We start from the raw sequence: 14,399 nt of genomic DNA on the forward strand, positions 1-14,399 counted from the left end.
GTCGTCCGCGATCGTGGACCGCCGACCTGGGAGGAAGCAGGACGTCCGTCAGCGGCTCGTCGACCGCCGGTACTGCAGGTTCGCGAGCGGCACGAAGATCAGCAGGATCACGACCGTCCAGATCAGCGTGTAGAGCGCGGCGTGCTGGAGCGGCCACGCGGTCGGCTGGGGCGTCCCGGCGGGGATGTTCCCGAACAGCTCGCGCGACGCCTGCGTCGCCGACGACACCGGGTTCCACTCGGCGATCGACTGCAGCGGACCGGGCAGGGTGTCGAGCGGCACGAACGTCACGGCGATGAACGTGAGCGGGAAGATCACGATGAACGACGCGTTGTTCACGACCTCCGGGCTCGGCACGAGCATCCCGATCCACGCCATGATCCACGAGACCGCGTACGCGAAGACGATCAGCAGCAGGTAGCCGGCGGCGGCGTCCCAGAAGCCGCCCCGGATCCGCCACCCCACGATCAGGCCTGTGAGCGACATGACGATCAGCACGATGACGTTGTTGATGACGTCGGACAGGGTCCGGCCCGTGAGCACCGCCGACGGTGCCATGGGAAGCGACCGGAACCGGTCGATCACGCCCTTCTTCACGTCCTCCGCGAGGCCCGCACCCGTGATGGTCGCCCCGAAGATCACCGTCTGCGCGAAGATCCCCGCCATGAGGAACTCGCGGTACGCCTGCGCGTTCCCGTTCTGACCGATCGCCCCGCCGAACACGTACGCGAAAAGCAGCACGAACATGATGGGGGAGAGCGTCGTGAAGACCAGGAGGTCGGGCACCCGCTTGATCTTGATGATGTTGCGCCACGCCACGACCGACGCGTCGGACAGCACGTACGGGGCTCTCATCGGACCGTCTCCTTCGCGTTCGTGTCGGCGCCTTCGGCGGCGCCGGAGTCCGCCTCTTCCTCCGCGACGTGCCCGGTCAGCGTGAGGAAGACGTCGTCGAGCGTGGGGCGCCGCAGCCCGACGTCGTCGAGCTCGATGCCCGCTGCCTCGAGCTCCCGCAGTGCGGCGGTGAGCGCCTGCACGCCCGTGCCGACGCTCACCGAGAAGGTGCGGCGCTCGCGGTCGACGTGCGGCCGGCCGGACCCGAGCGGCGTGAGGAGCCGCTCGGCGTCGTCGAGCCTGGCCGCGTCCCGGACCGTGACCTCGAGCCGCTCCCCGCCGACCTGGCGCTTGAGCTCGTCCGCGGTGCCGCGGGCGATGATCCGGCCGCGGTCGATGACGACGATGTCGTCGGCGAGCATGTCGGCCTCCTCGAGGTACTGCGTGGTGAGGAGGAGGGTGGTGCCACCCGAGACCAGGGACCGGATGACCTCCCACATGTCGGTGCGGCCGCGCGGGTCGAGACCGGTCGTGGGCTCGTCGAGGAACAGGACGGGCGGGTCGGCGACGAGCGCGCCCGCGAGGTCCAGCCGACGGCGCATGCCGCCCGAGTAGGTCCGGGTGGGGCGGTCGCCCGCCTCGTCGAGGCGGAAGTCCGCGAGGAGCTCGCGCGCGCGGGCCGCGCTGCGCTTCTTGCCCAGGTGGTACAGGCGCCCGATCATCACGAGGTTCTCGAAGCCCGTGAGGTACTCGTCGACCGCCGCGTACTGCCCCGAGAGCCCGATCTTGCGCCGGACGCCCGCCGGGTCGCGCCGGACGTCGACGCCTGCCACCTCCGCGGTGCCCTCGTCCGCGGGCAGGAGGGTCGACAGGATGCGCACGATCGTCGTCTTGCCGGCGCCGTTGGGGCCCAACAACCCCAGGACGGAGCCGCGGGGCACGTCGAGATCGACGCCTGCGAGTGCGGTGACCTCTTTGTAGCGCTTGACGAGACCACGTGCACGAACGGCAGGCGCGGGGACGGGGGCGGTGTCCGTGGGGTCCATCGGAGTGTCCTTCTGACGGTTGCGGCGGGCACATGGATGTGAACTGGGTCACACCCACCGTAGGAGGAGACTCCGACAAGGCGCGCGACTCATCGCCCGCTCTCCGTCAGAGGGTTGCCGCGAGCTCCTCCAGCTCCGTCGTCGCGGCAGTGAAGCGCCGCTCGAACCGCTCGCGTTCGCCGGCGAACGCGGGGGTCGTGACGCTGAGCGTCCGGTCGACCGTCACGACCCGCACCGCCATCCCCAGCGCCTCCCCGAGGATCAGCCTGAGCACGGGGAGGGCGTGGTCACGGCCCTCGGCCTCGGAGTCGCCGTAGTGCGCGGTGCCGCGTGTCGCGACGACGACCGCCGGCCGTCCGCGCAGCGGTTGCGCGCCGCCGTCACCGAACGGGGCCGTCGTGCCGGGGACGTGCACCTGGTCGAGCCACGCCTTGAGCGTCGCGGGCAGCCCGTAGTTGTACAGCGGGGCGCCGATCACGAGGGCGTCCGCGGTGAGGAGCTCGTCGAGGACGCGCGCCTGCGCGGCGATCGCGCCCCCCGGCACGACGACGGCCGGCCCGCGGAGCGCCGGCGCCCAGTGCAGCGCGCCGTGCCCGGGTGGCGGGACCGGGTCGGTGCGCAGGTCGTGCTCGACGACGGCGCGGTCCGGGCCCCCCGCGAGCCAGGCCCGGGTGAAAGCGTCGGTGAGAAGACGGGAGACGGAGGTCGCGTCGTCGTCGTACGAGGAGTCGAGACGGAGGAGGGTCGGCACCCGCGTCACGCTAGTCGCTGCCCTCGCTGCCCTCGCTGCCCTCGCTGCCCTCGCTGCCCTCGCAGCCCTCGCAGCCCTCGCCGCGTCGCCGCGTCGCCGCGGAACCGATCCGTGAGCCAGCGAGGCCGCGCGAGTCGGTGGGGCTGGTGGGTGGTGGGTGGGTGGGTGGGATTTGCGGGTCGGCGGGGAGCCGTGGTCGCGTCGGGCGTCTCGCGCGCTCGGTAGGCCCTCCGTGTGATTTGACGATATGGAAAGTCGCTGGGAGACTTTCCAGCATGGAAAGCGCCTCTCGCGAGCCACAGCAGCCCGAGTCTCAGCAAGCTCACTCCTCACCGCAGGAGGAAAGTCGCGCAGGTGTCCCGGCCGTCGGCGACGCCGACGGGCCTCGGCTCGAGGCTGTCACCAGTGCCAGTGCCAGTGCCGGTGCTGGTGCTGGCGTCTCCCCGGGTGTCCTCGATGCCCCGGGTGCCCTCGATGCCCGGGTCGCCCTCGACGCCGTCGCCAACTCGAAGGCGCTCGTCGCCGAGCGGATGCGGCGCGGACCCCGCTGGTACAACCCGGTCTACGGTGCCGCATGCGGCCTGCTGGTGCTCTCGATCGGGTTGCCGATGCCGTGGTTCTTCGTCGGGGTCACCGTCGCCCTGATCACGTTCGGGTTGCTGATCCGCATCTATCGGGAGCGGACCGGCATCGTCCTCGGAACCGGCAACCCTCGCCCACGCGGGATCTACCCGTGGCTCGTCGCCGTGCTCGGTATCGGTGCTGGCGCCTCCTACCTCGATGGCCACCACGGCTTCCCGCTCGGGGTTCCGATCGTGGCGGTCGCGGTGGGCGTGGCGTGCTGGGTGCTGAGTCGTCGGTACGACGCCGCGCTCTTCGCTCTTCTCGAAGGCGACGGTGACCCCGATACCGACGGCGCGCGTGCGGGCGGACGTGAAGGCGCTGGCGAGGCCCGCCCATGAGCGCTCCCCGGTTCGACGAGGTGATCCACGCCCCCCAGCGGCTGCGGATAGTCGCGATGCTCGCACCGGTCGCGGGGCTCGACTTCGGGACGGTGCGGGATGCCCTGGAGGTCTCCGACTCCGTCCTGTCCAAGCACCTCAAGGTTCTCGAGGACGCCGGCTACGTGAAGGTGCAGAAGACCAAGCGGTCCGGCAGGACGTGGACCTCCGCTTCCCTGACCCGAGCCGGCAGGTCCGCGTACGAGGGGCACGTCGCCGCGCTGCGCGCGATCGTCGACGGGGCCGTCGAGACGGCCGCAGCGACCGAGTAGTCGAGTAGAGCGGACACGATCGACAGGACTGGGCAGCGGTGACGCGACGGACAGGACTGGGCAGGACTGACGCGACGGACAGGAGGGCGGCACTGACGCGACGGACAGGACTGGGCAGGACTGACGCGACGGACAGGAGAGCGGCACTGACGCGACGGACAGGACTGGGCAGCGCTGACGCGATCGACGGGGACTCGATCGACGGGGATGCGACCGACCGGATTGGGCAGCACTGAGTCGACCGACGGCCGACGAGCGCTGAGGCGACCGACCTGACCCGACCGCGCGGCACCCCCCGCTCGGGTCGGGCACGAGCGGCGCCTCAGAAGCGGCGCGTCAGAACGGTGGATCGCCGAGCGGTTCGACGGGTGGACGTGGTGGACCCGGCGGTGGGGCGCCTGTGTCGTGCGGTCCGGCTCGGCGTGGTCTGGGTCGTGTCGGGGTCACGGGGCCCGTCGCGCGGCTGGTGTCGGTCGGTGTGGGCGGGACGCGGTACGTGCGTCCTGACGGCGCGCTCCAGACGATGGCCTCGTCGTCTGTGCGGGTCGACCATCCGCCGTGCGTCTTGGCGTTGTGGTGTGCCCGGCAGGCCGGGTGCAGGTTCGAGGCCCTGGTCTGCCCGGCCGTGCTGCGCGCGGGGTCGAAGGGCTCGATGTGGTCCAGGTCGCAGCGTGCGGCGGGTACCTCGCATCCCGGGAAGGTGCAGACCGGCTCACGGGTACGGACGAGGTCGCCCAGGACGACGCCCGGCCGGTAACCGGTGCGTGACACGTCGGTCACCGCGCCGGTCGTGGGATCGGTGAGGATGCGCCGCCAGGTGGCGTCGCCGTCGGAGGCGAGGACGCGGGCGACCGGGGCGGGCACCGGCCCATAGCCCGCGAGCTGTGCGGGTGACTCGTCCAGCCCGAGCAGCGAGTCGGCGGAAACGGTGACGTTGACGACGGTCCTCACCGCGGGAACGGGCCGGGCGCTGGTGTCGGTGGTGGCGCGGGTGGCGGTGCCGGTGGTGGGACGGCTGTCGGTGGTGGGGCGGGTGGCGGTGCCGGTGTCGGTGGTGACGAGCTGTGTCAGCGCGTCCGCGCGGAGCTGACCGAGGGTGCGGTCCTCGTCAGGGAGACGCACGGCGTGACGTGCGGAAGCGTCGAGCCGTGCCCAGATACGGGCCGCGTCCGCGGCTGGCAGGTGTGCGGTCAGCCAGGCCATCTGGTCGGGCGCGGGGTCGATCCACACGTGGCGTTCTGCTGTCGCGGCCACGGCTCGCTGCGCCGCCCCGTCGGGGTCCACCTCGATGGCAGCGCGCCGGAGACGGTCGCGCAGCTGCCGAGGAGTCAGCCCCGTGGCGGGCCCCGGCTTGGCGGCTGTGCCGACCAGGTCGGCTGCGACCTGCTGACGGACGCGAAGTGGAACGGACTCGCTCGTGAGAAGCGCGTCGGCGCGGGCAGTGTCGATACGACCGTCCGACAGTGCGTCGGCCACCTCGGGCGCCGCCGACAGTGCTGCCGCACGCCCGGCCAGCCTGCTCGCCGCGTGGCGCGACGTCACGAGCGCCGCCGTCAGCTCGTGGGTGACGGCCTCGAGTGCAGCCGACGACGCGCCACCGCGGGCGAGGAGCTCAGCGACGACCCGCGCCTGAGCCGCCACCGCCCACGAGGCGACGTGCTGCCATGCCACGGCTGCCTCGATCAAGGCGTCGTCGTCAAGGTCCGCGAGCTCGGCCCGCGAGAGTGCGGCGGCTTTGCCGAGGACAACCGCGTCGACCCCGGCAGGGTTGATCCCCGACAGATCGATCCCCGCGGGACCGATCCCCGCGGGGGCGAGCCCGGCACGTTCGAGCTCGGCACGTTCGAGCCCGGCAGCGCTGGACGCCAGGTCCGGCGCTGGCGGTCCTTGCTCGGCAGCGTCGCTTCCTGCCGCCTGGCACTCCGCGCCGGCCGGCCTGTCCCCGTCGGCCGGCCTGGCGGCGCCATGCTGCCAGCTCGCCTCGCGCAGCTCGAGCGCCCTGGTCAGCAGGCTCGCGAGCGCGAGGTCGAGAACCGATGAGGCGCCCTGCGACTCGTTGCCGGCGCGGGCGGAGGTGGCGTCGAGATCGCTTGCGTCACCCCGGGCACGGTCCGGCGCGCCGGCAGCCTCAGCGCCTCCAGCAACCGACTGCGAATCGAACATGTGTTCGATTCTAGCGTGTTCCGGTCGCGGTCGCCAGACCCGAGGACGACCTGTGGACAGGGGTCGCATCGGCCTTCTGCGCCGTCGTCGGAGGCTCGCGGGTCCGAGCCGGTGCACCCACCGACGCCACGGACGCCCCCCGGCGAGCCGAACTCCTCGAGGCCACCCCGCGCCTTCTGGCGGCACCCTCTGGCGGCTGCCCGCTGACACGGTCGCCCGCGCCTCCGCGCCTCCGCGCCCCGTGCCCCCGCGCCCGGTGCCCCCCGCGTCGCTCCCGCGCGTCAGCGCCCCAGCACCCGGTCCACGGCGTCGTTGCGGAACTTCCCGTCCGGGTCGCGGCGCGCGACCAGCTCGCGGGCGTCGTCGAACCGCGGGTACCGCCCGGCGAGCGTGCCGGCGTCGAGCAGGTGGACCTTGCCCCAGTGCGGCCTCGCGCCGAACGGCTCGAGCGCGGCCTCGATCGCAGGCAGGGCTGCGAGCACGGCCGGCATGTCGTTGCGCCACGTGAAGTGCAGGGCCATCGAGTCGCGCCCGTATGCGGGGCTAAGCCAGAGGTCGTCGGCGGCGATGGTGCGCAGCTCCGTGACGACGAGCGCGTCCACGAAGCCGGGCGCGACGGCGCGCACCGCCCGCAGCGCCTCAGCGGCGTCCTCGCGCGCGACGAAGTACTCGGACTGCACCTCGTCCCCGACGCTCGGGGTCGCGTCGAAGCGGAAGTGCGGCAGCCGCTCGTTCCATGCTCCGGCGGTCAGGTGGAAGGTCGTGTTGACCTCGTCGGTCGGGACGATGAGCGGCTGCGGGAGGCCTGAGGCGGGTACCCCGAGAAGGTCGGGGACGTCGTCGTCCTCCAACCCTTCGACGCCTACGCGACGCTTGACCCACACCTGCTCGACGGTGTCGTCCACCCAGTTCGTGAACACGCTCACGCTGTACCCGGCGCCCGTGACGGCGGGCAGGTCAGCGAGGATGGCCTCCCACGGGACGTCGCGGTAGGAGTCCTGGCGGACCAGGTAGGCGGGCTCGACCGCGAGCGTCACGCGCACGACGACGCCCAGCGCGCCGAGGGCGACGACGCTCCCCTTCAGCTCGGGGTCGTCCGCGCGGAGGGTGCGCAGCGCGCCGTCGGGCCCGACGATCTCGAGCCCACGCACCGCCGTCGACAGCGACCCGTTGCCGTCGCCCGACCCGTGCGTGCCGGTCGCGACAGCCCCGCCGATCGAGATGTGGGGCAGCGACCCGAGGTTGTGCAGTGCCCAGCCGCGGCCGGCGAGCCAGCCCGCGAGCTCGCCGTAGCGGGTGCCGGCGCCTACGGTCACGGTGCGTGCGGTCTCGTCGAGGGCGGGTTCGGCGGGGACCGAGGTCACGGTGACGAGTGTTCCGGTGGTGTCCGGGAGGTCGTTGAACGAGTGCCGGGTCCCGAGGGGGCGCACGCGGTCGGCGTCGGCGACGGCGCGCTGCACGTCCTCGATGGTGCGCGCCTCGACGAGCGTCGTCCCGGTGATGTCGTGGTTGCCCGCCCAGTTCGCGATCTGCATGGACCCCATCCCATCACTCCCGGCGCTCTCTCGACTGCATGTGCCCGACGGCGCAGGGTCGCCCGTGCGCGGAGCGCTCAGCGTACGAGCTCGCCGCCCGTGAAGAACGCGGTGCGCTCGTCGTCGGCGAGAGCGGCGTCGACGCGGGCCTGCATGTCGTCGTCGAGAGCGGGAAGCTCCGAGACCGGGCACCACCGCGCGTCGGTGTTCTCGCCGTCGGCGGGGTGCGGCTCGCCCGACCGCCACGCGAGCCGGAACGTCAGGTCGATGAACTGGACCTGGTCGCCGTTGGGGTAGACGCCCGGGCGGGTGACGCCGACGCGGGCGAGCCGGACCGGCGTCGCCTCGATCCCGGTCTCCTCCGCGACCTCGCGGACCATCGCGTCCGCGGGGTGCTCGCCCGGGTCGATGATGCCGGTCACGGGTGTCCAGGCGCCGTTGTCGGCGCGGCGCACCAGGAGGATCTCAGGGTCCGAGGCGTCCGCGTCCCGGACGACGACGCCCGTCACCCCCGACAGCCACAGCGGCGCGTGACCGATCTTCTCGCGCAGGGCCAGGACGAACTCGGGTGTGCTCACCCCGCCACGGTAACGGCGCGCGACGCGAGGGCCGCCGCGACCTCCTCCTCCACGAGCGCGTGGTTGACGCCCGCGCCCGCCATCGTCCCGGCCGCGATCGCGACGGGGACGTTCGCGTGGGCCACGACGACGTTGCCCGCCGCCCAGACGCGCGGGACGCTCGTGCGCCCCAGCGTGTCGACGGGCACGGCTCCCGGCAGCGCACCGCCGGGTCCGACGGCGCCCTCGGCCCGCTCGGCACCGAGGCGCAGCAGGTAGTCGTCGCCCGGGCGGGGCGTGGGGGCCGTGAACACGGCGTCCACGTGGAGCGTGCGGCCGTCGTCCAGGACGAGCCCGGCGAGCCGCTCGCCGTCGGGCCCGGCCGCGGCGTCCGCCCGGACGGCGCGGTGCTGCTCGACGACGATCCCGCGCGCCTCGAGCGTCGCGAGCTCCTCGTCGGTGGGGGCGGGTGCGTCGTGCACGACGTACGTGATCCGCTCGGACCACTGTCGGATCAGCTGGGCCTGGTGCACGCTCCCCGGCCCCGTCCCGAGCACGACGAGCCGCTGGTCGCGCACCTCGTACCCGTCGCAGTACGGGCAGTGCGCGACGCCGCGCCCCCAGAACCGTGCAAGCCCGTCGACGGCAGGCAGCTCGTCCCGCAGGCCGGTCGCGACCACGAGGTGGCGGGCGCGGTGGGTGGCGCCGTCGGACGTGGTGACGGTGACGGAGTCGTCGTCGGTGCCGGCGGCCACGACCTCGGCGGTCCGGACGACGCCGCCGTAGGACACGACCTCGGCGCGCCCGTCCGCGAGCAGCCGGGCCGGTGAGGTGCCGTCGCGCCCGAGGACGCCGTGCATGTGGGCGGTGAAGCGGTTGCGGGGTGCGCCGGCGTCGAGGACCAGCACGCGGCGTCGGGCACGCCCGAGCATGAGGGCCGCGGCGAGACCCGCGACGCCGCCACCCACGACGACGGCGTCCCAGGTCTCGTGCGGGGCCGTCGGCTCGGTCGGGGCGGGAGCGGGTGTGGTGGTCATGTGTCCACGGTCGGCGCCGCGGAGCCGATGTGGCAACGTGTGTTGCAGTATCGGCAACAGGAGGCGACATGGCGCCGCACGAGCACCCGGCACCCGAGGCCGGGGAGACCGACCTGCGCGACCTGCTCGACGGCGTCGGGCCGCGCCTGCGTGACCTGCGCCGTCGGCGGGGGATGACCCTGGCGCAGGTGGCGGATGCGACGGGCGTCGGGGTGAGCACGCTGTCGCGCCTCGAGTCCGGTGGTCGGCGCCCGACGCTCGAGCTGCTCGTCCCGCTGGCCCGGACCTACCGCGTCGCGCTCGACGACCTCGTCGGCGCGCCACCGACGGGCGACCCGCGCGTCCGGCCCCGGCCCGAACGCCGGCACGGCAACATCTACCTCTCGCTCACGCCGCACGCGACGGGCCTGCAGGCGTACAAGGCGATCATCCCGGGGCGCGACCCCGACGCCCCCGTGCGGCTCGGCCGGCACGACGGATACGAGTGGTGCTACGTGCTGAGCGGGCGCGTCCGGCTCGATCTCGGCGACCGCACGACCATCCTCGAGCCCGGCGAGGCCGCAGAGTTCGACACCCGCACCCCGCACGCCATCGTCAACGCGGGCCGCGAGGTCGCGGAGGTGCTGCACCTCTTCGGCCCGCAGGGCGAGCAGGTGCACGTCCGCGAGGGTTGACGGAGCGCTCTTTCTCTTCGCTAGGGTGGCGCCACTCGGTGGCCAGGAGGACCGGTGTTCTCAGCGTGGGGTGACGAGTCGGGCTCGGTCTCGAGCGTTGACCCGGGGACCTATCTGATGGCGGCCGTCGTCGTGGAGCCTCCGGCTGTCGAAGAGCTTCGCGACGCGATGCGGCCGCTCCTTCTGCCCGGACAGAAGAAGGCGCATTGGCGAGGCGACTCGGACACCCGTCACGATGTCGTCTCAGCCGTGGTTGCCGACCTGCCACTCGATGCCGTCGTCGTGGTGAGGTGCGGGCCGGACCGCGATCGAGACGAGCGGCGGCGTCGGAAGTGCTTCGAGGTGCTCGCTCCCTTGCTGGCAGACCTCGGCTGCACCGAGCTCACGCTCGAGTCGCGTGGCGTCCGCGACGACCGCCGGGACCGTGACATGCTCGACGCGCTCCGTGCGTCGCGGCGGCTTGGCCCGAGCATGCGACTGAAGCACGCACCCGGGCCGGCCGATCCAGTCCTGTGGATAGCGGACGCAGTCTGTGGAGCCGTGGTCGCCGACCGCGTCGGGCGAGGGCGCTGGCTTCGTGCGCTCGAGCGTAGGACGACCATCCATGTCGTCGATGAACGACCCAAGGTATAACGCGAGCCCCGGGCCCTGTCGTCCGGCAGGATCTCCCGAGGCTCACTTCCACGGCCACCTCGATGGCGTGGCTACTCGTCCAGAGTAGGCCCCCTCGCTGTCTGCGATCAACACGCACAGGCGCCGCTTTCGACTGGCCATCCGCTTGCATATATCGGTGCGCGATGTATGTTGGCCGCATGATCGAACGTGTGCAGGAGCCCACCTTCCTCATTCTGACGGCACTAGCGACTGGCCCTCAGCACGGGTACGGCATCATCAAGGACGCTGAGTCCATCTCGGGCGGCGCGGTCACGTTGAGGGTCGGGACGCTGTATGGCGCACTCGACCGGCTCGCCGGGCAGGGGCTCGTCGAGCTCGATCACGAAGAAGTCGTCGACTCCCGGCTCCGTCGCTACTACCGGCTCACCGATGCCGGGAGAGAGCGGCTCGCGCAAGAGGCTGACCGCATCCGCCGCCAGGCCGAGGCGGCGCTCGCCCGGCTGAGATCCGCAGGCCCCGCACCTCAGGCGCCAGCGGTCACGGCATGACGACGGCATCCCGTCCAGGTCTCCGTCCGGTAGCTCCCAGCCCGATGGCGGACACGTATCGACGGCTGCTCGCGATCCTTCCGCCCGGCTACCGCCGAGAGCACGGGGACGAACTCCTCGACGTCTACCTCGAGGCCGCGGGGGAGCGTCGACCTTCCGCGCTGGACCGGCTCGACGTCGCACGCCTCGCCGCGCGGACGTGGGGAAGGGCACTGTTCGCGCCGTCCCCACGCGACCGGAACCGCTGGTGGGCGGGGATGGTGATCGGCGTCTTCGGTCTGTTGTCGTTCGGCGTGGGTCGGGTTGTCGGCGATGCGGTTCTCGCCGGGTGGCTCGCCACAACCGACGGCGCGGTGGGTGGTGTCGGCGGTTGGTGGTCAACGGCGGTGTTCGAGTTCGCCGCTGGCCCGATGGGGTGGCACCCGGACTGGCTTGTCTGGTGCCTCTGGGCGGGCGCCCTCGTCATCGCCGTGTGCTTTCGCCGACCCGCTTGGGCCGTGTTGCCAGCGGTGGCCGGCGTCCTTGTCGCAATGGTCTCGTGGCTGGCCGCGACCGGTCACGCGCTGGGTGGTGATCGCAGGTTTCTCGTCCTCGACGCGTGGGCACCGCTGACCGGCGCCGGCTGGCTGATGCTTCAGGTCGTCGGACTGATCGTGCTCGTCGGGTGTGTCCGGAAGGGGCAATTCGTCGTTGGCCGCGATCTTCGCGCACTTCGGGCCTTCGCGGCCTGGTCGGGAGTGCTCGGGGCGACCACTGGGACCGGGATGGGCTTCGTTTGGTACCTCGTTTCGCACGATTACGCCGAAGTCCTGATGCAGATCATCCTTGTGACCTACGCCGTGACGGTGGCCACCGGGCTGGTCGCAACGAGGACAGGTCGCCTGGCGCTCCCCTATGCGGCGCCGGCGGTGCTCGTGTTCGCGGCCCCTCGAATCGTGCTGCTCCGGGTGGACTTCAGCCAGATGAGCTACCCGCACTCTCCGCCCCTTCAGCACGGGCGCTTCCAACACTTCTTCGCTGATCTGGGTGAGGCGATGGCGATCCCGCGGCATTGGGAGGCGACGACCATCGCGGCGACGTCGATCCTTGTCACGGCGCTCTGGTTCTTCGGCGTACGGGCGCTCCGGACCAGACGTGCTGCGTCGACGTGACGTGACGAGGACGATGCCTCACCCGACCTGACCACCGACCCTCTCTTGCACTCCCGCTCATCGGCGGGTTCCTTCGTCATGCCCTGACGCCACACCTGCCGGAAGGGTCGCCCCACCATGCCCGCACTTGTCACCCGTGCTGCGTCGTCGGTCGCGCGACCCTCGGAGCTTGCGCCCGCGGCGGGCCGTCCGGCAGGTCATACGGGCTTCCTCCCGGAGGTTCACCTGCTCCGCGCGCTCGCGATCGTTCTCGTCGTTGCGTACCACGCAGGGGTGCTTCGCGGCGGTTTCGTCGGGGTCGACGTGTTCTTCGTCGTCTCCGGCTACCTCATGACAGCACAGCTCGTCGCACGGGCCGGCGACGGCCGGGTGGGCCTCGCTGCCTTCTACGCGCGACGAGCGGCGCGCCTGCTCCCGGCGGCACTCGCTGTGGTCGTCGCCACCGCACTCGTGGGATCGTTCCTGCTCCCCGTGACCCAGCGTGCGGGCCTCACGGACGACGCCCGCGCCTCCACCCTGTTCGCCGAGAACTGGCTGCTCGCGGCCCGGCAGACCGACTACCTCGCCGACGGGCTGGCCGCCTCACCGTTCCAGCACTTCTGGTCGTTGGCGGTCGAGGAGCAGTTCTACCTGATCTGGCCCGTGGTGATCGCGGTCTGTCTTGCCGCCGGGCGGCGTCGCGGGACCCGCAGCGTCCGGGTAGGCGTCCTCGTCGTGCTGGTGGTCTCGTTCGCCGTATGCCTCGTGTGGGGTCGAACCGGGAGCCCCGCAATCTACGAGGCGACGCCGACCCGCGCCTGGGAGCTCGCGGCTGGCGGCCTCGTCGCGGTCCTGCCGTGCCAGACGAACTGCTCGACCTGGGAACGACTCCGGCGCGGCCTCGTCTGGTCCGGCCTTTCCGTCGTCGCTCTCGTAGCAGTGATGTTCGACGGCTCCGGCGGCTACCCCGACGCCCGGGCGCTGCTTCTGATAGCGGGAGCGTGCGCCGTCACGCTTGCCGCGCGACCGAACTCCACCACCGCGCCGGCCAGGCTCGCCGTGCGGCAGCCGGTGCGCTGGCTCGGAGACGCCTCGTACTCCCTGTACCTGTGGCACTGGCCGACCCTCGTCCTGCTCGCGGGTGCGGGCGGCGCCGGGAGCGGAGTAGGGCGACGGGCGCTTGCCGTCGCTCTTGCCGTAGGCATAGCTGCTGTCAGCCGGCGGTGGATCGAGATCCCCGCTCTCGCATACGGGCGTGCCCGGCGGCCTGCAAGCGTCGGCGTCGTGACGTGTGCCGCGCTGATCATGACGCTCGCGGTCGCCGGACTTCCGCGGGAGGTCAGCGACCACGACCTGGCCAGCCAGCGCGAGGCAAGCGTGGCCCTGCTCGCAGCAGCGCCGGCACGTCTCGGAGCCGCGTCGATTACCGACAGTGGATGGCGCACGTATTCCGAAGGGTCCGCGATCGCGCCGGTGCCAGCCGACGCACGGTCCGACGTCCCGGCAAGAGCGGCCACGTGCAAGGCGCCTGCGTCTTCGTCGAAGACGCCGCGGTGCGTGTTCGGTGACCCGGACGCCACCACGACGGTCGCGCTGGTCGGTGACTCGCACATGGAGCAGTACGTCCCCGCCTTCGAGGTGCTCGCCCGGCAGCACCGCTGGCGTGTGACGACGTATCTCCACTCGAGCTGTCCGTTCAGCCTTGCTGAGCGCACGAGCGACCGTGACCGCGGCGGCCCGTGCCTCCGAGCCAACGCGGCGACGCTCGCGGAGGTGGGGTCCGACCCGAGCATCGACGTCGTGGTCACGTCGGGTCGCAGCGCGGTGCCATGGGTTGAGGACGGCTCGGCCCCAGACCCGGTGCGCGGCCTGGTGGATGTCTGGCGCGAGCTCGCGAAGAAGGCGCCCGTCGTGGCGATCCGCGACAACCCGTTGTCGATGCCGGGGGACGCGACGCAGGCGTGCGTGGCCGACCACCTTCGCGACCCCGACCATTGCGACCGCACGCTTGCGGCCGCCCTCCCGTACGACCCGCAGACGGCCGCAGCGGCGCTCGTGCCAGGGCTCCACCTGCTCGACCTCACGGACGCGTTCTGCGCGAACGGCACCTGCCCGGCCGTCGTCGGGAACGTCTTGGTGAACAGAGACGAGCAGCACCTGACGGCGACGTATGCGCGAACCCTCGCCCCGCGAATCGGGCCGACGATCGAGGACGTGCTGGCTGACGGACGGTGAA

The 14,399-nt window shown here is 72.2% G+C and carries 14 protein-coding genes; 7 read left to right on the forward strand and 7 right to left on the reverse strand.

Annotated features, from left to right (window positions below):
- Nucleotides 1-48 precede the first annotated feature (48 nt).
- The 3 genes from KDY119_RS00590 to KDY119_RS00600 form a co-directional block, all read right to left on the reverse strand.
- Nucleotides 49-855 (reverse strand): ABC transporter permease, encoded by an 807-nt coding sequence (locus tag KDY119_RS00590; RefSeq protein ID WP_036955130.1) that lies wholly within the window; start codon nucleotides 853-855, stop codon nucleotides 49-51.
- Nucleotides 852-1,880: a daunorubicin resistance protein DrrA family ABC transporter ATP-binding protein gene (locus KDY119_RS00595; RefSeq protein WP_036955126.1), complete on the reverse strand. Its 1,029-nt coding sequence runs from the start codon at nucleotides 1,878-1,880 to the stop codon at nucleotides 852-854. The genes KDY119_RS00590 and KDY119_RS00595 overlap by 4 nt, the downstream gene beginning before the upstream one ends.
- Nucleotides 1,881-1,986: 106 nt before the next feature.
- On the reverse strand, nucleotides 1,987-2,631 hold the full coding sequence (locus tag KDY119_RS00600; RefSeq protein ID WP_036955618.1) for an FMN-dependent NADH-azoreductase: 645 nt from the start codon (nucleotides 2,629-2,631) through the stop codon (nucleotides 1,987-1,989).
- 275 nt (nucleotides 2,632-2,906) lie between these two features.
- Between KDY119_RS00600 and KDY119_RS00605 the strand changes: the two genes are divergently transcribed.
- Together KDY119_RS00605 and KDY119_RS00610 are read left to right on the forward strand one after the other, a co-directional pair.
- The gene (locus tag KDY119_RS00605) at nucleotides 2,907-3,593 is read left to right on the forward strand and encodes a hypothetical protein (protein WP_148284333.1); all 687 of its coding nucleotides are present in this window, start codon (nucleotides 2,907-2,909) and stop codon (nucleotides 3,591-3,593) included.
- Nucleotides 3,590-3,904 (forward strand): transcriptional regulator, encoded by a 315-nt coding sequence (locus KDY119_RS00610; protein ID WP_036955120.1) that lies wholly within the window; start codon nucleotides 3,590-3,592, stop codon nucleotides 3,902-3,904. Before KDY119_RS00605 ends, KDY119_RS00610 begins: the two co-directional genes overlap by 4 nt.
- A gap of 336 nt (nucleotides 3,905-4,240) precedes the next feature.
- On the opposite strand, the gene KDY119_RS00615 is transcribed toward KDY119_RS00610, so the two are convergent.
- The 4 genes from KDY119_RS00615 to KDY119_RS18995 form a co-directional block, all read right to left on the reverse strand.
- Nucleotides 4,241-6,136, reverse strand: coding sequence for an HNH endonuclease signature motif containing protein (locus KDY119_RS00615; protein ID WP_083891245.1), 1,896 nt, complete (start codon nucleotides 6,134-6,136; stop codon nucleotides 4,241-4,243).
- 212 nt (nucleotides 6,137-6,348) lie between these two features.
- Nucleotides 6,349-7,602 (reverse strand): D-arabinono-1,4-lactone oxidase, encoded by a 1,254-nt coding sequence (locus KDY119_RS00620; RefSeq protein WP_153021797.1) that lies wholly within the window; start codon nucleotides 7,600-7,602, stop codon nucleotides 6,349-6,351.
- Nucleotides 7,603-7,679: 77 nt separating this feature from the next.
- Nucleotides 7,680-8,180: an NUDIX hydrolase gene (locus KDY119_RS18990; protein WP_036955118.1), complete on the reverse strand. Its 501-nt coding sequence runs from the start codon at nucleotides 8,178-8,180 to the stop codon at nucleotides 7,680-7,682.
- Nucleotides 8,177-9,196 carry an NAD(P)/FAD-dependent oxidoreductase gene (locus KDY119_RS18995; RefSeq protein WP_051136975.1) on the reverse strand — a complete coding sequence of 340 codons (1,020 nt, stop codon included), beginning with the start codon at nucleotides 9,194-9,196 and terminating at the stop codon, nucleotides 8,177-8,179. Before KDY119_RS18995 ends, KDY119_RS18990 begins: the two co-directional genes overlap by 4 nt.
- Before the next feature lie 68 nt (nucleotides 9,197-9,264).
- Between KDY119_RS18995 and KDY119_RS00635 the strand changes: the two genes are divergently transcribed.
- From KDY119_RS00635 to KDY119_RS00655, 5 genes are all read left to right on the forward strand, one after another.
- On the forward strand, nucleotides 9,265-9,870 hold the full coding sequence (locus tag KDY119_RS00635; RefSeq protein ID WP_051136974.1) for an XRE family transcriptional regulator: 606 nt from the start codon (nucleotides 9,265-9,267) through the stop codon (nucleotides 9,868-9,870).
- Between the two features lie 54 nt (nucleotides 9,871-9,924).
- Nucleotides 9,925-10,503 carry a hypothetical protein gene (locus KDY119_RS00640; protein ID WP_148284332.1) on the forward strand — a complete coding sequence of 193 codons (579 nt, stop codon included), beginning with the start codon at nucleotides 9,925-9,927 and terminating at the stop codon, nucleotides 10,501-10,503.
- A 179-nt stretch (nucleotides 10,504-10,682) separates the two neighbouring features.
- Nucleotides 10,683-11,033 (forward strand): PadR family transcriptional regulator, encoded by a 351-nt coding sequence (locus KDY119_RS00645; RefSeq protein ID WP_036955609.1) that lies wholly within the window; start codon nucleotides 10,683-10,685, stop codon nucleotides 11,031-11,033.
- A 44-nt stretch (nucleotides 11,034-11,077) separates the two neighbouring features.
- Nucleotides 11,078-12,184, forward strand: coding sequence for a hypothetical protein (locus KDY119_RS00650; protein WP_036955112.1), 1,107 nt, complete (start codon nucleotides 11,078-11,080; stop codon nucleotides 12,182-12,184).
- A 117-nt stretch (nucleotides 12,185-12,301) separates the two neighbouring features.
- Entirely contained in the window at nucleotides 12,302-14,398 is a 2,097-nt protein-coding gene (locus KDY119_RS00655) for an acyltransferase family protein (RefSeq protein ID WP_083891244.1), read from the forward strand.
- The last annotated feature ends 1 nt before the right edge of the window (nucleotide 14,399 follow it).

The sequence above is a fragment of the Luteimicrobium xylanilyticum genome, assembly GCF_009429125.1.
Classification (GTDB): Bacteria; Actinomycetota; Actinomycetes; order Actinomycetales; family Cellulomonadaceae; genus Luteimicrobium; species Luteimicrobium xylanilyticum.